General features: G+C 69.1%; 19 protein-coding genes. 5 read left to right on the top strand and 14 right to left on the bottom strand.

Going from position 1 to position 17,015, the window contains the following annotated elements; genetic code table 11:
• The first annotated feature begins 143 nt into the window (after positions 1 to 143).
• The 3 genes from E7742_RS03885 to E7742_RS03875 all read left to right on the top strand — a co-directional run bounded on the left by E7742_RS03885 (position 144) and on the right by E7742_RS03875 (position 2,766).
• Entirely contained in the window at positions 144 to 737 is a 594-nt protein-coding gene (locus E7742_RS03885; protein WP_137797739.1) for a TetR/AcrR family transcriptional regulator, read from the top strand.
• A 43-nt stretch (positions 738 to 780) separates the two neighbouring features.
• Positions 781 to 1,683 (top strand): pyridoxal 5'-phosphate synthase lyase subunit PdxS, encoded by a 903-nt coding sequence (gene pdxS, locus E7742_RS03880; RefSeq protein ID WP_137797738.1) that lies wholly within the window; start codon positions 781 to 783, stop codon positions 1,681 to 1,683.
• 168 nt (positions 1,684 to 1,851) lie between these two features.
• Positions 1,852 to 2,766: an SDR family oxidoreductase gene (locus E7742_RS03875; RefSeq protein ID WP_137797737.1), complete on the top strand. Its 915-nt coding sequence runs from the start codon at positions 1,852 to 1,854 to the stop codon at positions 2,764 to 2,766.
• Positions 2,767 to 2,799: 33 nt separating this feature from the next.
• Here the strand turns inward: E7742_RS03875 and E7742_RS23125 are convergent, their stop codons facing one another.
• From E7742_RS23125 to E7742_RS03845, 8 genes are all read right to left on the bottom strand, one after another.
• On the bottom strand, positions 2,800 to 2,973 hold the full coding sequence (locus tag E7742_RS23125; RefSeq protein ID WP_175420398.1) for a hypothetical protein: 174 nt from the start codon (positions 2,971 to 2,973) through the stop codon (positions 2,800 to 2,802).
• A gap of 115 nt (positions 2,974 to 3,088) precedes the next feature.
• Positions 3,089 to 3,640, bottom strand: coding sequence for an LpqN/LpqT family lipoprotein (locus E7742_RS03870; protein ID WP_254699260.1), 552 nt, complete (start codon positions 3,638 to 3,640; stop codon positions 3,089 to 3,091).
• The gene (locus E7742_RS23120) at positions 3,637 to 4,572 is read right to left on the bottom strand and encodes a hypothetical protein (protein WP_175420396.1); all 936 of its coding nucleotides are present in this window, start codon (positions 4,570 to 4,572) and stop codon (positions 3,637 to 3,639) included. Before E7742_RS23120 ends, E7742_RS03870 begins: the two co-directional genes overlap by 4 nt.
• A complete protein-coding gene (locus tag E7742_RS03865; protein WP_137797735.1) occupies positions 4,563 to 5,564 on the bottom strand; it encodes a WXG100 family type VII secretion target in 1,002 nt (333 codons plus the stop codon). The genes E7742_RS23120 and E7742_RS03865 overlap by 10 nt, the downstream gene beginning before the upstream one ends.
• Positions 5,561 to 5,854 carry a hypothetical protein gene (locus E7742_RS03860; RefSeq protein ID WP_137797734.1) on the bottom strand — a complete coding sequence of 98 codons (294 nt, stop codon included), beginning with the start codon at positions 5,852 to 5,854 and terminating at the stop codon, positions 5,561 to 5,563. Before E7742_RS03860 ends, E7742_RS03865 begins: the two co-directional genes overlap by 4 nt.
• 77 nt (positions 5,855 to 5,931) lie before the next feature.
• Positions 5,932 to 6,555: a LutC/YkgG family protein gene (locus tag E7742_RS03855; protein ID WP_137797733.1), complete on the bottom strand. Its 624-nt coding sequence runs from the start codon at positions 6,553 to 6,555 to the stop codon at positions 5,932 to 5,934.
• Positions 6,552 to 8,066, bottom strand: a complete 1,515-nt coding sequence (locus E7742_RS03850) for a LutB/LldF family L-lactate oxidation iron-sulfur protein (protein WP_137797732.1) — start codon at positions 8,064 to 8,066, stop codon at positions 6,552 to 6,554. The genes E7742_RS03855 and E7742_RS03850 overlap by 4 nt, the downstream gene beginning before the upstream one ends.
• Positions 8,063 to 8,815, bottom strand: a complete 753-nt coding sequence (locus E7742_RS03845) for a (Fe-S)-binding protein (protein WP_137797731.1) — start codon at positions 8,813 to 8,815, stop codon at positions 8,063 to 8,065. Before E7742_RS03845 ends, E7742_RS03850 begins: the two co-directional genes overlap by 4 nt.
• Positions 8,816 to 9,030: 215 nt before the next feature.
• Between E7742_RS03845 and E7742_RS03840 the strand changes: the two genes are divergently transcribed.
• Positions 9,031 to 10,698, top strand: a complete 1,668-nt coding sequence (locus E7742_RS03840; RefSeq protein ID WP_137797730.1) for an L-lactate permease — start codon at positions 9,031 to 9,033, stop codon at positions 10,696 to 10,698.
• Positions 10,699 to 10,729: 31 nt separating this feature from the next.
• Here E7742_RS03840 and E7742_RS03835 read toward each other — a convergent pair whose 3' ends face one another.
• Positions 10,730 to 11,533 (bottom strand): SDR family NAD(P)-dependent oxidoreductase, encoded by an 804-nt coding sequence (locus E7742_RS03835; RefSeq protein WP_137797729.1) that lies wholly within the window; start codon positions 11,531 to 11,533, stop codon positions 10,730 to 10,732.
• A 280-nt stretch (positions 11,534 to 11,813) separates the two neighbouring features.
• On the opposite strand from E7742_RS03835, the gene E7742_RS03830 reads away from it, so the two are divergent.
• The gene (locus tag E7742_RS03830) at positions 11,814 to 12,545 is read left to right on the top strand and encodes a FadR/GntR family transcriptional regulator (RefSeq protein ID WP_137797728.1); all 732 of its coding nucleotides are present in this window, start codon (positions 11,814 to 11,816) and stop codon (positions 12,543 to 12,545) included.
• Here E7742_RS03830 and E7742_RS03825 read toward each other — a convergent pair.
• The 5 genes from E7742_RS03825 to E7742_RS03805 all read right to left on the bottom strand — a co-directional run bounded on the left by E7742_RS03825 (position 12,518) and on the right by E7742_RS03805 (position 17,015).
• Positions 12,518 to 13,165 (bottom strand): LutC/YkgG family protein, encoded by a 648-nt coding sequence (locus E7742_RS03825; protein WP_137797727.1) that lies wholly within the window; start codon positions 13,163 to 13,165, stop codon positions 12,518 to 12,520. The two genes, E7742_RS03830 and E7742_RS03825, sit on opposite strands and share 28 nt — an antisense overlap.
• Complete coding sequence (locus E7742_RS03820; RefSeq protein ID WP_137797726.1) at positions 13,162 to 14,676, bottom strand: lactate utilization protein B; 1,515 nt, start codon at positions 14,674 to 14,676, stop codon at positions 13,162 to 13,164. The genes E7742_RS03825 and E7742_RS03820 overlap by 4 nt, the downstream gene beginning before the upstream one ends.
• Positions 14,673 to 15,434, bottom strand: coding sequence for a (Fe-S)-binding protein (locus tag E7742_RS03815; RefSeq protein WP_137797725.1), 762 nt, complete (start codon positions 15,432 to 15,434; stop codon positions 14,673 to 14,675). Before E7742_RS03815 ends, E7742_RS03820 begins: the two co-directional genes overlap by 4 nt.
• Positions 15,435 to 15,522: 88 nt before the next feature.
• Positions 15,523 to 16,032 (bottom strand): O-acetyl-ADP-ribose deacetylase, encoded by a 510-nt coding sequence (locus E7742_RS03810; protein ID WP_137797724.1) that lies wholly within the window; start codon positions 16,030 to 16,032, stop codon positions 15,523 to 15,525.
• Positions 16,029 to 17,015 carry an ADP-ribosylglycohydrolase family protein gene (locus E7742_RS03805; protein ID WP_137797723.1) on the bottom strand — a complete coding sequence of 329 codons (987 nt, stop codon included), beginning with the start codon at positions 17,013 to 17,015 and terminating at the stop codon, positions 16,029 to 16,031. The genes E7742_RS03810 and E7742_RS03805 overlap by 4 nt, the downstream gene beginning before the upstream one ends.

Raw genomic sequence — 17,015 nt, 5'->3', positions numbered from 1 at the left:
CGAGACGAAGCACTCCTGCGCCTTCCGTGCGCCGCTCGCACCCCGGTAGGCTGGCGAGCGGGGCCGTGCGCAGCACATTTTGACTCGCGCCGATGCCCGCCGCTAATGTCGTTGAATGAATGTTCAATGTGGGGAGTGCTGACGTGTCGGAACCGCTGGATCGGAAGTCCGGGATCCTCGACGCTGCGGCCACCCTGTTCGCGGCGAGCGGAATCGCCGGAACGTCGATGCGCGAGATCGGCGACGCCGTCGGCCTCAACGCCGGCGCGCTGTACCACTACTTCCGGTCGAAGGGCGCCATCGTCAACGAACTGGTGACGGGGTACCTGACGGAACTGCTCGCCGACTACCAAGCGAAGAATCTCGATCGACTCGAGCCCCGCGACCGACTGAAGGCGATCGTGGACGTCTCACTCGCCACCGGGGCCGCGCGCCCCGCCGCGACCAAGGTCTACCACGCGGAGTTCGCCAACCTTCGCACGTTGCGCGACTACGCCGAGGCCCGCAAACTCGCGGACGAGATCCAGACGCTGTGGCTCGACGCGATCGAGGCCGGAAAGGAGACGGGCGTTCTCCGCAAGGACGTCCCCTCCAAGGTGTTCCACCGATTCCTCCGCGACTCGGTGTGGTTCACCGTGTACTGGCGCAAGCCCGACGATCCCTACACCCTCGAGGAACTCTCGAACGACTGTGTCTCGGTATTTCTCGACGGCATGGCCGTGCACCCGGACCGGTAATCCCCCACTCCCCCAACCCTGTTCGACGAAGGAAGCGATTGCTGTGAGCACCCCCGACACCACCCCCACTACCGGCACGGCGCGCGTGAAGCGGGGCATGGCCGAGATGCTCAAGGGCGGCGTCATCATGGACGTGGTCACCGCCGAGCAGGCCAAGATCGCCGAGGATGCCGGTGCCGTCGCGGTCATGGCGCTCGAGCGGGTGCCCGCCGACATCCGCGCCCAGGGCGGCGTCTCGCGCATGTCGGATCCGGACATGATCGACGGCATCATCTCCGCGGTCTCGATCCCGGTCATGGCCAAGGCCCGCATCGGCCACTTCGTCGAGGCCCAGATCCTGCAGTCGTTGGGTGTCGACTACGTCGACGAGTCCGAGGTCCTGACCCCCGCGGACTACGAGAACCACATCGACAAGTTCGCGTTCACGGTCCCGTTCGTGTGTGGTGCCACCAACCTCGGTGAGGCCCTGCGCCGGATCAACGAGGGTGCGGCGATGATCCGCTCCAAGGGTGAGGCCGGCACCGGAGACGTCTCCAACGCCACCACCCACATGCGCCGGATCCGTCAGGAGATCCGCCGCCTGACCTCCCTGCCGGAGGACGAGCTGTACGTCGCGGCGAAGGAGCTGCAGGCGCCGTACGATCTGGTCGTCGAGGTCGCGAAGGCCGGCAAGCTGCCGGTCACCCTGTTCACCGCCGGTGGTATCGCCACCCCGGCCGACGCGGCGATGATGATGCAGCTCGGCGCCGAGGGTGTGTTCGTCGGCTCGGGTATCTTCAAGTCCGGCAACCCGGCCGAGCGGGCCGCCGCGATCGTCAAGGCCACCACCTTCCACGACGATCCGGACGTCCTGGCCAAGGTCTCCCGCGGCCTGGGCGAGGCTATGGTCGGCATCAACGTCGACGAGATCCCCCAGCCGCACCGCCTCGCCGAGCGCGGCTGGTGACCTGAGCCCCGCTCCGGATCGCACCGCTGTGGTCGCGACCAATCGGCAGCCGACCGGCGGTCCTCCTGGCCGGGGTCACCTCGGGTGGACACACCGTCGCCTGTGCGGTCGGCCCAACTCGCCCGCGCCTGCCTTTCCCGCGCCCGAGCGTCGCAGTAGGTTCGGGGCATGGACGCCCCCTCCAGTCTGGGTGGCAAGGTCGCTCTCGTCACCGGAGCCGGCCGCGGCATCGGAGCCGCGACCGCACGAGCACTCGCCCGAGAGCGGGTCCGACTGATTCTGGTGGACCGTGACGGCGCGGCCGTTCGCGATCTCGCCGCCGAGCTCGGCCCCGACGTCGCGGTTCCGGCGGAGGCGGACGTCGGCGACCTGGCGGCGATGGAACGGGCCGTGGCCGCGGGCTCGGCGCGGTTCGGCGGTATCGATCTGGTCCTCGCGAACGCCGGTATGGGCGGTTACGGTTCGGTGGCGCAGATCGACCCGGCCACGTTCGCCCGGGTCGTCGACGTCAACCTGGTCGGCGCCTTCAATACCGTGCGCGCGGCCCTCCCGTCGGTGCTCGATCGCCGCGGCTACATCCTGATCGTCTCGTCCGGGGCCGCTTTCGTGGCAACAACCGGCATGGCCGCGTACAACGCCAGCAAGGCGGGCCTGGAGCACTTCGCCACCACCGTTCGGCTGGAACTCGCCCCACTCGGTGTCGGAATCGGGTCGGCGCACATGTTGTGGATCGACACCCCGATGGTCAGAGACGCCCGGGCCGATCTGACGACCTTCGCCGAGATGCTCGAGAAGATGCCCGGCCCCCTCGGGAAAGTACTGCCGGTCGAGGACTGCGCGGCGGCGTTCGTCGCCGCCATGGCGTCCCGCAAGCGCCGTGTGTACGTGCCCCGCTGGCTCGCCGCGGCAGCCTGGCTCGAGCCGGTCTTCGGCTCACGGCTGGCCGAGCGCGCGATGCTGCGCTCGGCACCGCAGCTGTCGGAGATGGACAGGCAGGTGGCTGCGTTGGGGCGCAGCACGAGCATTCGCACCGTCCCGACGCCCACCGAGTCGACGACGCAGCAGCGGTTCCCACAGAAGTGAGCGTCCTGCACGTCGCGAAACACCTGCGCCGCGCTACGCGCCACCCAGCACGATCGTCCCGTTTGGATCGTCCGGAAACGGCTCCGGCTCCACGATCAGCGCGGCCACCACGCTGTGGGGCTCCCACTCGAACGCCGATTCCCACGTTCTACCGGTCGATGACAACGCGCTGACGTTCTCGAGCGCGCGACCCACATCATCGGCCATGTCTTATCCACCCCTGGCCTCGAACATCACAACTCTCCCCATGATGATGCAGCTCTCGAGCCAGAGACGTCCTGCGAGCGGGCCGCCCATGCGAGACGTCGCCGCTCGATGCGCGTCATACCTGGATGTCGAGAGCGGAATTGATCACCATGACATCGGTGGCAAGCGCTTCCGACCTTTCCGCGAACGTCGTCACAGTCAGCTGCGTCAGGTATTGGCGCCGAGACCGCTCTACAACGACGAAACGACTGGTGACCGCGAATGTGGAGTCGCCCACGGTGGACACACCACTTACGAACAGCGACCGCTGCCCGTGAAAATCCGCGAAGGACACCTCGTCCTCTCGCCACTCCGGCAGCAGCGTCGACGACCTCCGCGCCGCGTCCAGCAGATCGTCGACCCCGGCCCGTTCGGAGAGCTCACCGTGCAGGACCACGGCGTTGGCCGTGAAGACGTTTGATTGCGCATCGGGTGCCGTCAGCACCAGCCAAGCACCGGGGAAGGACTCCGATGCCAGGCGCGTCCAGCCTGGAAGTACCGGGACCGTGACGGCGGGAACGCCGGGGTCTCCGGCACTGCACGGAGAACACCGAAGTCCTTTTCCGTCCAGAAAGTCCTGCAGGGCCCCACGTCCGCCCCGACCACCGGCATGGTCACCGAGAGTCACTGCGGCTCGGCGCGTTCCGGTGCAAGCGGCCGAGACTGCTGCGGCCACAAGCGAGATCGCAGGGGTGGAGGGGTCAGGAGCGCCGTGGCGCCGGGATCCGCGAGCGACCGACGCAGCGGCGCCGATTCCCGGAGTACCGACAGCACTGTGAGCAGCGTGTTCGGCTCCGCGACAAGCAGATGGGCGTCGAGCCTCATCCGGTCGGGTTTATCGAACTGCAGTCGGCTCGATTCCGGAAGCGCAGGCCCGCTCACCAACCAGATGATGGGATTGCGACCCTCGAGGGCTCCGCGCACCACCTGCTCATCAGCCTCGAACTCGACGACGTCGTCCCACGAGACGAACGTTTCGACCGTCCGCGTCGACCACAGCCGACGGAGAGTGACCATCCGGCGGACACCGCCCGGGTACAACCGCACTTCTTTCACTGAATGGAATCCGAGGAAGGCAACGAACAATACCGACAACGCGATGCCGCCCCCGGTGAGCAGATGGGCCTGTCCGCGGTCCTCCGCTGCGAGCGGGCCCGCATCGACTCCGAGGAACCACCCTGCTGCGACAACGAGTCCGACCACCGCCGTCGCTCCGAGTGCCACCAGGAGCGGAGCAAGATGATGCCGGCTCGGAATGGCGATCCCGGCACCGACGTCGTCCTGGCAGACGACGATCCGCTTCGAAAGCCTCAGATGACGAACCCCCGCAACACCCGCAAGTCCTACCGTGGCAAAGGCGGCCAGCAGCGTCATGGCAACCCCGGCGAAGATGGTCGCGAGTTCGTTGCCAGCCAGGCTCCTGACAACAGCCACCGGCATCACGAGCGTCATTCCCCCGGTCACGACAGCACCCGCCAGCGGAAACCATCGCAGCCGCTGAGGCCACGCCGGCACCCGCTTCGCAAACTCCATCGCCTTCATCCCGTCTGTCAACCCCATGCCCGCTGTAAACCCTTCGATCCGCCGTAGGCGGCCACACCACCCGCGAGCGCACCCACCACCAGTCCGACAGCCGTGCCGAGTCCCGGAACTGCTGAGCCCGCGGCGGAACCGGCCACCGCACCACTCGCCATAGACGCCGCCAAGCCGCCGGCGAAAAGCCCGAAGCCCGCTCCGGCAACCTCCGTCGTGACAGCCTTCGTCGTATCCATGCCCCCGTCGATATCGTTCGCAATGGCGGGAACGGCACCCAGGACCACACCGAACGGGCCCATCCCCCGACCTATCAACCGCGCCACGTCGTCACCCGAGGCTTCCGCTGCACTGACAAGTCCTCCCCGCGTCGCGTCCACCATCATCCCCACCGTCGATGCGGCCACTGTTGCGGGCACATCGGGCTTCCAACTGAACGCACCGGTGCCCGAGGTTTCGAACCGGCCGGGTAGGGCCGCCTGCCCCGCGGAGGTCACCGCCGCGAACGAATCACGCACACGACCAATCACCTGCGTTGCCGCAGAACCGGCTTGTCGCAGCGCATCGACCACTGCGATGGTCAGCTCCGCCGCCTCCCGCTCGAGCTCCAGCCGCGCAACATCGCGTGCAGCGGGGGGTGCAAGAACCAGCCAGCCGACGAGACCACTGGCATCGACCGTTCCGTCATCGGCGATCTGGAATCCTCGAGATCGGACGCTGTGCACCAGTGAGGTCAGATGTTCACGAACGGACGCGATGGAGGCTGCGCCCTCGCGATACGCCTGCGCCACCCCACCCAATGCAGCGGTCACACGTCCCGCGGTCGAACGTTCTCGTTCGATTCTGGCCGTCGCCGAATCGGCGGCAATGCCGTCCCACGTCTCGACGAGGGTGTTCTGGCCGGCAGCAAGATCGCCCATCCGCTCGTCCAACCGAGCGACGAGACCGTCCACGCCTTCAGCGGTGGATATCAAAGCATTCGGGTTCCAGGCAAGTACCTGCGACACCGTCGGACTCATGACGGGGCGTCCATCGTGTCGAGCAGGCTTCCGAAGTCGGTGTCGGTGACGTCGTAGTTCTCGGCCGACCCCCGTGCGATCTGCGCCATTGCGGTGAGCCGCAGACAGATGTTCTGCAGAACCTCCGCAACGGCCGCGTACCCATCCGGGCCGAGCTTCGAGAACTCGGTCCCCACTACTGCACCCTGCGAATCCACGAAAGGCGAACTCACATCGACCGCGGCCAGCGCGTCACTCGTCGACGCCGAGAGCTCCGCGAACGCCCTCAATGCCGCCGGATCAACCTTCATCGAAACATCCCCCCAGAGTTTCTTCCCCTGGCCGGGACGGTATCAGGCCGTCGCACGGTCCGCCGCAGTGGCGCAGATCAGCCGACGATCACCACGTGCAGGTTGCGGGGCCCGTGCACGCCCTCGACGCGTTCGAGTTCGATGTCCGAGGTCGCCGACGGTCCACTGATGAGCGTCGTGGGCCGCTCCGGCACCAGCCGAGCCATGGCCTCGGGCACGCCCACCTCGATGCTGTCGACGGTCACGACACACACGTGCAGGTCGGGAACCAGGGTGAGCGCGCGGCGGCCCTGGTCCGGTCTGCCATCGAGGAAGATGGTGCCGGTCTCGGCGCACGAGACGGCGGACGCGGTCACCACGCCGTCCAGGTTTCCCAACTCGGGCGCGGGCACCGTCGGCGAATCGACCACGGTCTCACCGTCGAACTCCGACAACCACGAATCGTTCAGTCCTGCAGGCACTCCGATGCGCCGGGCGCCGACGTCCCGCAACGCGCGTGCGAGCACCTCGGGCAGCTGCGCCTCCGTGCTCCGATGCACGACGGCCTTGTAGTCCACCAGGCGGTCGACCAGGAGCTCCACCCGCTCGGCGTCGGGCATGGTGCGCCCGGTCCGATAGTTCCGGGGAACCTCGGTCGCCGTGGGCGGCGCCAGCGTCAACGCATCCCGGATCCGCCCCATGACGACGTCTCGCGAGCTCATCGGTCACCGTCCTTCCGGGCCGCCGCGATCGCGGCACGCCCCTCGGTCGAGTCCCACCACTGCCGGAACGTCTGCGCGGGCGGGGCCGGGATGTCGCGGGCGTCGGTCCACCCGCTGAGCGGGGGTGGCAACTTCGAGATCTTGCCCTTCTTGCCGGCGACCACCCGGCCGAGCCCGGCGGCCTTCTGCGCCAGCGTGAATAGCTTCGCCGACGACATCGCCACCGACGCCGCCTTCATCGCGGCCGCTTCCGCACCGAAGCCGGACTTCTGCACCTTCTGATGCCGCAACTCCACCAGCAGCGACGGGATGTCGATCTTCACCGGGCACGCGTCGTAGCAGGCGCCGCACAGGCTCGACGCGAACGGCAGCGTCGAGTTCGGATCGTCCTTGCCGTCCATGCCCGCGAGCTGCGGCGTGAGGACGGCGCCGATCGGCCCCGGATACGTCGACCCGTAGGCGTGGCCGCCGGTGCGCTCGTAGACCGGGCACACGTTCAGGCACGCCGAACAGCGGATGCAGTTGAGCGCCTGCCTTCCCACACCGTCGGCGAGTGCGGCGGTGCGGCCGTTGTCGAGCAGCACCAGATGGAAGTCCTGCGGGCCGTCGCCCGGCGTCACGCCGGTCCACATGGAGGTGTACGGATTCATCCGCTCCCCCGTCGACGAGCGCGGCAGCAGCTGCAGGAACACCTCGAGATCCCGGTACGTGGGGATCACCTTCTCGATGCCCATGACGGTGATCAGTGTCTGCGGCATCGTCAGGCACATGCGGCCGTTGCCCTCGGACTCGACGACCCCGAGCGTGCCGGTCTCGGCGACCCCGAAGTTGGCGCCCGAGATCGCCACCGGCACCGTCATGAACTTGTGCCGCAGAAACTTCCGTGCCGCGGCGGCGAGGTGCTTGGGATTGTCGTCGAGGTCCGGATCGACGTCGGCCATCTCCCGCAGGAAGATCTCGCGGATCTCCGACCGGTTGCGGTGGATCGCGGGCACAAGGATGTGCGAGGGCTTGTCGTGGCCGAGCTGGACGATGAGCTCGGCCAGGTCTGTCTCGTAGGCGTGGATGCCGTTGGCCTCGAGGTGTTCGTTGAGCTCGATCTCCTGCGTGGCCATCGACTTGACCTTGATGACCTCGTCGGAACCGGTGGCCCGTACGAGGTCGGTGACGATCGCGTTGGCCTCGTTGGCATCCGCGGCCCAGTGCACGGTGCCGCCGCGGGCGACGACGGCGGCCTCGAGCTGCTCGAGCAACTCCGGCAGCCGGCTCATGACGTCGGTCTTGATCGCCGCGCCGGCGTCGCGCAGGTCCTCCCAGTCGGGCAGTTCGCCCGTCACGTGCAGTCGCTTGGCGCGGATGGTGTGTGTGGCCTTGCCGATGTTGCGGCGCAACTGGGCGTTGGCCAGTTCGTGGCGCGCAGCCGCCGGGAACTTCTCCGTTCCGCGCAGGAAGCCGACGCCCTCGGGGGCACGCGGCGGAACGGCAGGCAGCCCGAGCGAGACCCCGCTCATGCCGTCACCTCCATGCTCTCGGTGGCCGCCAGGATCTCGGCCAGGTGGATCGTGCGCGTACCCATCTGCAGCCGGGACATGCCGCCGCCGATGTGCATCAGGCACGACGAGTCACTGGCACAACAGAACTCGGCTCCGGTATCGGCGACGTTGCGGATCTTGTCGGCCAGCATGGCCGTCGACGTCTCGGCGTTCTTGATCGCGAAGGTGCCGCCGAAGCCGCAGCACGCGTCGGCCGCCGGCAGCTCCACCAGGTCGATGTCGCGGACCGCGCGCAGCAACTGGAGCGGCTTGTCGCCGACACCGAGCATCCGCAGCGAGTGACACGTCGGGTGGTAGGTGACCCGGTGCGGGAAGTTGGCGCCCACGTCGGTGACGCCGAGGACGTCGACCAGCAACTCGGACAGCTCGTACGTCTTGGCCTTGACGGTCTCGACTCGGCCGCACAGCGCCGGTGTGCCGTAGCGGTCCGCGACGATCTCGTGCTGGTGCCGCACCGACCCGACGCACGACCCGGACGGCGCCACGATCGCGTCGATGGAGCCGTCGCCGAAATTCTCGGCGTAGTTCTCCACCAGCGGCAGCGCGTCCGGCTGGTACCCGGTGTTCACGTGCATCTGCCCGCAGCACGTCTGCCCGGGCGGGAACACCACTTCGTGCCCGAGGCGCGTGAGCAGGAGCGCGGTGGCCCTGGGCGCGTCCGGGAACATCGTGTCGCCCAGGCACGTGGCGAACATCGCAATACGCATGCGGATCTCCGAGATCGATCGACGATGTGGTCAGACCACAGTAAGCCATGGTCAGCGCGGCGGCGCAAACCCGCCCCCGGCGTGCCGCCCACGGCCGGGGCGAGTCTCGATTGTGATCGGGGTCATGGTGTACGGTCCCTGTGGTCTGACCACAGATCGGGCTTTTCCGGCTCACTTCCCGATGCGCCGCCCCCCGCACGACCCAGGAGTTTCATGTGGAATCCGAGATTCTCGCGGTGACCTTCACCCCGACGACCGACGCCGTCGGCGGCAGCCTCACCGCCTCGGCACTGGTGGCGTTGGCCCCGCTCGTCACGTTCTTCGTGCTGCTCGCGGGCTGCAAGCTCAAGGCCTGGTACGCCGGCCTCGGCGCGCTGGCGGTGGCCGCAGTGATCGCGGTGGTCGGGTTCGACATGCCGGCGTCCTTGGCCGGCCTGTCGGCGCTCCAGGGCATCGCCTTCGGGCTGTTCCCGGTGATGTGGATCGTGGTGACCGCGATCTGGTTCTACGAGCTCACCGTGGTCAGCGGCCGCTTCGAGGATCTGCGCCGGGTGTTCAGCTCGATCGGCCGCGGCGACATGCGCATCCAGGCGATGCTGATCGCGTTCTGCTTCGGCGGCATGCTCGAGGCACTGGCCGGGTTCGGGGCGCCGGTCGCCATCACCGGCGCGATGCTGCTCGCGATCGGCATGCCGCCCGTCCGGGCCGCGGTCACCGTGCTGGTGGCCAACACCGCCCCGGTTGCGTTCGGCGCCATGGCCATTCCGATCACCACCGCCGGCAACCTCACCGACATTCCGCCGACCGAGATCGCCGCGGTGATCGGCCGCCAGACGCCGGTCCTGGCGCTGTTCGTGCCGCTGCTGCTGCTCTTCCTGGTCGACGGGCGCCGCGGCATGAAGCAGGCCTGGCCCATCGCACTCGTCACCGGCGTGGTGTTCGCGGTGGCCCAGTTCTGGTGCTCGGCGCACTTCTCCTACGAACTCACCGACGTCGTCGCGGCACTGGCCGGCCTGGCCGCCGCGGTGATCATGCTGCGCTTCTGGGCGCCGCGAACCCCGGACGACCAGCGGTCCCAGGTGGAACCCGAGCGCCTCGGCCCCTCGCGCGTGTTCCTGTCGCTGTTCCCGTACCTGCTCGTGGTCGTCGTGTTCGGGATCGCGAAGCTGTGGACCGTCGGTGTCGACATCCCCGACTGGCTGGCCCGCACCGACCGGAAGGTCGAGTGGCCCGGCCTGTTCGGGAACCTGCTCACCGGCAGCGGCGACCCGGCGTCGAGCGCGGTCTACACGTTCTCCTGGCTGTCGAATCCCGGTACCTTGCTGCTGATCTGCGGCGTCGTGGTCACCGTCGTCTACACGCTCTTCACCAGTGGCGGACGGTTCCCGATGTCCTCGGGGGCCGCGGTGTCCACGTTCTGGGCCACGCTGGTGAAGATGCGGTTGGCGATCGCGACCGTCGCGACGGTGCTGGGGCTGAGCTACGTGATGAACCAGTCGGGGCAGACGGTGTCCATCGGCACGTGGCTCGCCGGGACCGGCGCGATCTTCGCGTTCTTCTCCCCCGTCCTCGGCTGGCTCGGCACCGCGGTCACCGGCTCGGACACCTCAGCGAACGCGCTGTTCGCCAAGCTGCAGCAGACCGCCGGCCAGGGCGCCGGCATCGATCCGACGCTGCTGGTCGCGGCCAACACCTCGGGCGGCGTGGTCGGCAAGCTGGTCAGTCCGCAGAATCTGACGATCGCGGCGACGGCCGTCGGGCAGCCGGGCAGCGAGCCGATCCTGCTGCGCAAGGTCGTCGGCTACAGCTTGGCGATGCTGGTGGTCCTGTGCACGATCGTCTACCTGCAGTCCACCCCGGTGCTGAGCTGGATGCTGCCGTGACCTTGCCGGTGACCGGGCCGGGACGGCGCGGTCACCGGTCGAGCAACACCCGACGGCTCGCGGCGATGGGGCTCTGCGCGGTGAGGCCGCCGTCGAGCACCAGCGTCTGACCGCTCATGTAGCGGGATTCGTCCGACGCGAGGTAGACCATCGCCCAACCGATGTCCTCGGGATCACCGATCATGTCGAGGGCGTTGTGCCGGCGGATGTCGGCGATGACGTCGGCCGGAACGTTGTCCCGGAGGGCCGGCGTCATGATCGCGCCCGGGGCGACGGCGTTGCAGCGGATCCCCTGCTTGCCGTACTGCGTGGCGATGTACTGGGTGAGCCGGATGACGGCCGCCTTCGCGGCGCCGTACGCGCACTGGAGGGTGTCGCCGGTCAGTCCGCCGACGGAGACGGTGTTGATGATCGAACCGCCGCCCGCCGCGATCATGTGCGGCAGTGCCAGCTGGGAGGCCACGACGGTGCTGCGGGCATTGAGCGCGAGCGTGCGATCCCATTCGTCGAGGTCGAGCCGCAGCAGGTCGAGATCCTTACGCGGGTTGCTGCCACCCACGTGGTTGAGCAGCACGTCGATGCCGCCGAACTCCGTGACCGCGCGGTCGATCATCGCCGCCACGGCCTCCTCGTTCATCACGTCGACCGCCATGCCGATCGCCCGACCGCCGGATCCGGACCCGTCGATGTCGGCGGCAGCCTTCTCGGCGGCGTCCTGATCGAGGTCGGCGATGAGGACCTGCGCCCCCTCGGCGACCATGAGTGTCGCAGCGGCACGCCCGATTCCACTGGCGGCTCCGGTGATGACGACCTTCTTGCCGGACAGACGATTCATTGCTGCGTCCTTTCTGGTGGGAGACGGTTGCAGCGCCGACGCCGAACGGCCGTGAGGCGGCAGGCGCGGGCGGGGCGGCCGGACGCGCAACAGCCCTGTCGTGCGACGGGTCGACGACGGCGACAACCCCCAGTCAACAGCGTTGACAAAAGGTTGTCAACATTGTTGACAGTCGACCGACGGGTCGGTGGTCGGGTCGGTCACGAGCGGCGGATGCCGGAGGCCCGGGTAGCGGAACGTCGCGCCCCACCCGCCGGTGCACGGCCTAGGCTCACGTGTCATGACGTCCGAGTCGCCGACCACCGCCCTGCCGGCCGCACCGCACCCGCGGGCGTGGGAACACGTACTCAGCCGGGTCGAGGCGATGATGGTCTCCGGCGAACTGCTGCCCGGTCAGCGCCTGCCCGGCGAACGCACCCTCGCCGCAGACCTCGGCGTCGGGCGCTCGTCCGTGCGGGAGGCCTTGCGGGTGATGGAGGCCCTGGGCCTGCTCAAGGCGCAGACCGGGTCGGGCCCGAATGCCGGCGCGATGATCGTCTCCCGTCCGACCGGCGGCATGACGATGCTGATGCGCATGCAGGTCGCCGCGCACGGCTTCCCGGTCTCCGACGTGGTCCAGACCCGCCTGGTCCTCGAATCCGAGGTGATGGGCACGCTCGCGCAGCGGCGCTCCCCCGACCTGGCGGCGGCCGTCGAACTACTCGACTCGATGGACGATCCGGCGCTCACCGCCGACGAGTTCCTCGTTCTCGACGCCCAGTTCCACGTGGCGATGGCAGACGCGGCCGGCAACCAGGTGATCGCCGCGATGATGGCCGGACTGCGCGCGTCGATCGAGTCGTACGTGGTCGCCGGGGTCGATTCGATGGCATGGCCCACCACCTGCTCGCGCCTGCGTCACGAGCACCGCGGCGTGGTGGACGCGGTCGTCCGCGGCGAGCCGGCGCTGGCCCGGCAGCGGATCGTGGACCACATCACCGGGTACTACGAGGGCGTGCGCGGCGGCGCCTGATCGACGAGCACCACGTGCAGGTGCCGCGGTCCGTGCACGCCCTGTACCCGTTCGAGTTCGATGTCGACCGTCGCGGACGGCCCGCTGACGAGGGTGGTGGGCCGCTCGGGCACCAGCCGGGCGAGTGCCTCGGGCACCCCGACCTCGACGCTGTCGACGGTGACGACGCAGACGTGCACGTCGGGCACCAGTGTGAGGGCCCGCCGCCCCTGGTCGGGTCCCGCGTCCAGGAAGATCGTGCCGGTCTCCGCACACGTCACCGCGGAGCCGGTCACCACCGCGTCGAGGTCCTCCAGATCCGGCGCCGGGATGTCCGTCCCGTCCACGACGACCTCCCCGCCGAAGTCCGCCAGCCACGATTCGTCCAGTCCGGTGGGCACTCCGACGCGGCGGGCACCGGCGTCGGTGAGCACCCGTGCCAGCATGGCCGGAAGATGGGCCGTGTCGCACCGGTACACGCGGGCGTCGTAGTCCTCGAGCCGGTCGATCAACAGGTCGATCCGCTCTGCGTCGGGCAACGTCCTGTCCACGCGATACTCGCGTGGCACGGTCACCGGGGTCGGCGGGGCGTCGACCAGGGCCTCCCGGATCCGACCGAGGATCACAGTCCGCGAACTCACGAGCTCGCCTCCGCCCGCGCTTCCGCGATGGCGGCCCGCCCCTCTGCCGATTTCCACCATTGCCGGAACGTCTGCCGGGGCGGTGCCGGGATGTCGCGGGCGTCGGTCCACCCGCTCAGCGGCGGCGGCAGCGTCGAGATGGTGCCCTTCTTCCCCGCCACCAGTCGTCCGAGCCCGGCCGCCTTCTGCGCCAACGCAAATCGCGTCGCCGACGACATCGCGATGGATGCCGCCCTCATCGCGGCGGCCTCCGGCCCGAACCCGGTGTGCTCCACCTTCTGGTGCCGCAGCTCGATCAGCAGCGACGGGATGTCGATCTCGACCGGGCAGGCGTCGAAGCACGCACCGCACAGGCTGGACGCGAACGGCAGGCTCGCGTTGGGGTCGTCCTTGCCGGTCATGCCGGTCAGCTGCGGGGTGAGCACCGCCCCGATGGGACCCGGATACGTCGACCCGTAGGCGTGGCCGCCGGTCTGCTCGTAGACCGGGCACACGTTCAGACACGCCGAACAGCGGATGCACTTGAGTGCCTGCCGGCCGATGGCGTCGGCGAGGGCGGCGGTGCGGCCGTTGTCGAGCAGCACCACGTGGAAGTTCTGGGGGCCGTCGCCGGGCGTCACGCCGGTCCACATCGAGGTGTAGGGGTTCATCCGCTCGCCCGTGGACGAACGCGGCAGCAGTTGCAGGAACACTTCGAGATCGGCGAAGCGCGGGATGATCTTCTCGATGCCCATCACGGTGATCAGCGTCTGCGGCAGCGTCAGGCACATGCGGCCGTTGCCCTCGGACTCGACCACGCCCAGCGTGCCGGTCTCGGCGATGCCGAAGTTGGCGCCCGAGACCGCGACCGGCACCGTCATGAACTTGTGCCGCAGAAACTTTCGTGATGCCGCGGCCAGGTGCTGTGGGTCGTCGTCCAGGTTGGGATCCACCCCGTCCATCTCGTTCAGGAAGATCTCCCGAATCTCCGACCGGTTGCGGTGGATGGCCGGCACCAGGATGTGCGACGGCTTGTCGTGCCCGAGCTGGACGATCAGCTCGGCCAGATCGGTCTCGTACGCGCGGATGCCGACGGACTCGAGATGTTCGTTGAGACCGATCTCCTGCGTGGCCATCGACTTGACCTTGATGACCTCGCGCGAGCCGGTCGCCTCCACCAGCTCGGTGACGATCGCGTCGGCCTCGATCGCGTCCGCCGCCCAGTGCACCACCCCGCCGCGGGCAACGACGGCGGCCTCGAACTGCTCGAGCAGCTCCGGCAACCGGTTGAGGGTGTCGACCTTGACCGCGGAACCGGTGTCGCGCAGAGCCTGCCAGTCCGGGAGTTCCCCGGTGACCCGCAGCCGTTTCTCCCGAATGGTGTGCGTGGCCTTGGCGATGTTCCTGCGCAGCTGCGGGTTGGCCAGTTCGTGGTGCGCCGCTTCCGGAAACGACTCGGTACCGCGCAGGAAGCCGACACCGTCCGGCGCTCGGGGCGGAAAGCCGGGCAGCCCCAGCCCGACGGCCGTCATACCGTCACCCCGCTCGCCACCTTCGACTCGACGGAGGCCAGGATCTCCGCCAGGTGGATGGTCCGGGTGGCCATCCGCAGGCGCGTCATGCCGCCACCGATGTGCATCAGGCACGACGAGTCACCGGCACAACAGAACTCGGCGCCGGTGTCGCCGACGTTGCGGATCTTGTCGGCCAACATGGCCGTCGACGTCTCGGCGTTCTTGATCGCGAACGTGCCGCCGAAGCCGCAGCACGAGTCGGCCGCCGGCAGCTCCGCCAGATCGATCTCGCGCACCGCCCGCAACAGCCGCAGCGGCTTTTCGCCCACCCGCAGCATCCGCAGCGAGTGGCACGTCGGGTGATACGTCACGCGGTGCGGGAAGTACGCCCCGACATCCGTCACGCCCAGCACGTCCACCAGCAACTCGGACAGCTCGTACGTCTTGGCCTTGACGGTCTCGACTCGGCCGCACAGCGCCGTGGTCCCGTACCGCCGGGCAACGATCTCGTGCTGGTGCCGCACTGAGCCCACGCAGGAGCCGGACGGCGCCACGATCGCGTCGATCGAGCCGTCGCCGAAATTCTCGGCGTAGTTCTCCACCAGCGGGAGCGCATCTGGCTGATAGCCGGTGTTCACGTGCATCTGCCCGCAGCACGTCTGCCCGGGCGGGAACACGACGTCGTGTCCCAGCCGCGTGAGCAGCAGCGCGGTCGACTTGGACGCGTCGGGGAAGAGCGTGTCCCCGATACACGTCGCGAACAGGGCAATCCTCATTCGGACCTCCCGCCGTCGGGCTGTAGCGCCCACGCTAGCGCCGATCCCGCGGCAGCGCCCGACTACTCCGGGAGTCGCGGCTGCAGCGCTACCCCGCCGCCTCCCGCAGCAGATCGGCCACGGCCGCATCGAACGCCACGAAGGTCACGACTGCGACGGCCGTCGTCGTGGCGCGGACGGCTCCGACCGCCTGTTCCACCGCGTCCACCCGCGGCCACCCGAAGGCGCCCGCCGAGATGAGCGGGAACGCGACAGTCGCGGCGCCGAGCTCGTCGGCGACCGCGAGGCTGCGCCGGTAGCACGAGCGCAGCAGCTCGCTGCGATCGTCACCGGGCGAGAACCGCGGCCCGACGGTGTGGATCACCCACTGGGCGGGCAGGTTCCCCGCGGTCGTCGCGACGGCCGCGCCCTCCGGGAGCCCGTGCGGCAGCGTCGTCGCCCGCAGCGCGCGGCACGCCTCCAGGATCGCCGGGCCACCGCGCCGGTGGATCGCGCCGTCCACGCCACCACCGCCGAGCAATGACGAATTGGCGGCGTTGACGACGGCGTCGACCCGCTGCGCGGTGATGTCGCCCTGCACGATGTCGATGACGGTCATGCGCGCTCCTTCGATGTGGTGGCGTCGGTTCCCGACCCCGGGCGCGCCTCGACCGACGCTATCGCCTCGGCCAGCCGCACCAGGTCGTCGGCGCGGTAGCCGGGCCAACCGTGCAGCATGCGGCTCCAGCGGGCCGGGACCGCGGAGGCACCCCACCGGGCACCGAGCAGTCCGCCGGCGATCGCCGCGGTGGTGTCGGTGTCGCGGCCGGCCCGCACCGCCCGCTCGAGAGCGCGTGGCAGGTGATCGGGACCGGACACCTCCGTGGTGGCGATCGCCCACCACGCGGTCAGCAGCGCGTCGACGACCCATCCGTTGTTCGGGAAGTCGGCGGGAGTACCCCGTCGGGCCACCTCGAGCAGCGGCGACCAGTAGGAACGCGTGCCCGCGGACGCTGTCGCCAGGTACTCCCCGACGCCGTCGAAAGTGCCGTACAGCACGGCATGCCGGACCGCGTACGTCCACATCTCGCATGCCTCGACAGCGCGCTCGTCGTGATGGGTGAGCAGTCCCACCGCCCGGGCCGCCCGCAGGCACCCCGGGGCGTCGTCGAGGTAGGCGAGCGCAATCGGAGCCGTACGCATGAGCGAGCCGTTGCCGCCCCGCCGCCCCGGGACGGCACGCGCGGCCCGGAGCATGGCGGCGGCCGTAGCCGGCCGGGCAGCGAGCACCGCGGACGTCTGATTCCCGATGTCGGGCGGATCGGAGTCGTACCACCGGATAAACTGTGCCGCAACAGCATCAAGCCCCGCACCGGACGCGAGGTCCACGCCGGTCGCGGCAACCTCGGCGATCGCGACGGCCATCGCCGTGTCGTCGGTCCACTCCCCCGGCGCGAATCCGCCGAGCCCACCGCCGATCATGTCGATCACCGTCTCCGGGCGCGGCGTGGTGAATTCGTAGCCGGCGCCGAGGGCGTCACCGGCGGCGGTCGCGAGCAGCACACCCGCCACCCGATCGGATCGAACCTCGGACAAGTCCAT

The organism is Rhodococcus sp. SGAir0479 (assembly GCF_005484805.1).
Taxonomy (GTDB): domain Bacteria; phylum Actinomycetota; class Actinomycetes; order Mycobacteriales; family Mycobacteriaceae; genus Prescottella.
The sequence above is the reverse complement of the archived record's forward strand: the minus strand, read 5'-3'. Positions and strand labels throughout refer to the sequence as shown.

Excerpts from the sequence above, each read along its gene's own strand:
- E7742_RS03875 (WP_137797737.1), top strand. The coding sequence starts at position 1,852 with ATGGACGCCCCCTCCAGTCTGGGTGGCAAGGTCGCTCTCGTCACCGGA.
- E7742_RS23125 (WP_175420398.1), bottom strand. The coding sequence starts at position 2,973 with ATGGCCGATGATGTGGGTCGCGCGCTCGAGAACGTCAGCGCGTTGTCA.
- E7742_RS23120 (WP_175420396.1), bottom strand. The coding sequence starts at position 4,572 with ATGGGGTTGACAGACGGGATGAAGGCGATGGAGTTTGCGAAGCGGGTG.
- E7742_RS03865 (WP_137797735.1), bottom strand. The coding sequence starts at position 5,564 with ATGAGTCCGACGGTGTCGCAGGTACTTGCCTGGAACCCGAATGCTTTG.
- E7742_RS03860 (WP_137797734.1), bottom strand. The coding sequence starts at position 5,854 with ATGAAGGTTGATCCGGCGGCATTGAGGGCGTTCGCGGAGCTCTCGGCG.
- E7742_RS03855 (WP_137797733.1), bottom strand. The coding sequence starts at position 6,555 with ATGAGCTCGCGAGACGTCGTCATGGGGCGGATCCGGGATGCGTTGACG.
- E7742_RS03850 (WP_137797732.1), bottom strand. The coding sequence starts at position 8,066 with ATGAGCGGGGTCTCGCTCGGGCTGCCTGCCGTTCCGCCGCGTGCCCCC.
- E7742_RS03845 (WP_137797731.1), bottom strand. The coding sequence starts at position 8,815 with ATGCGTATTGCGATGTTCGCCACGTGCCTGGGCGACACGATGTTCCCG.
- E7742_RS03835 (WP_137797729.1), bottom strand. The coding sequence starts at position 11,533 with ATGAATCGTCTGTCCGGCAAGAAGGTCGTCATCACCGGAGCCGCCAGT.
- E7742_RS03830 (WP_137797728.1), top strand. The coding sequence starts at position 11,814 with ATGACGTCCGAGTCGCCGACCACCGCCCTGCCGGCCGCACCGCACCCG.
- E7742_RS03820 (WP_137797726.1), bottom strand. The coding sequence starts at position 14,676 with ATGACGGCCGTCGGGCTGGGGCTGCCCGGCTTTCCGCCCCGAGCGCCG.
- E7742_RS03815 (WP_137797725.1), bottom strand. The coding sequence starts at position 15,434 with ATGAGGATTGCCCTGTTCGCGACGTGTATCGGGGACACGCTCTTCCCC.
- E7742_RS03810 (WP_137797724.1), bottom strand. The coding sequence starts at position 16,032 with ATGACCGTCATCGACATCGTGCAGGGCGACATCACCGCGCAGCGGGTC.
- E7742_RS03805 (WP_137797723.1), bottom strand. The coding sequence starts at position 17,015 with ATGGACTTGTCCGAGGTTCGATCCGATCGGGTGGCGGGTGTGCTGCTC.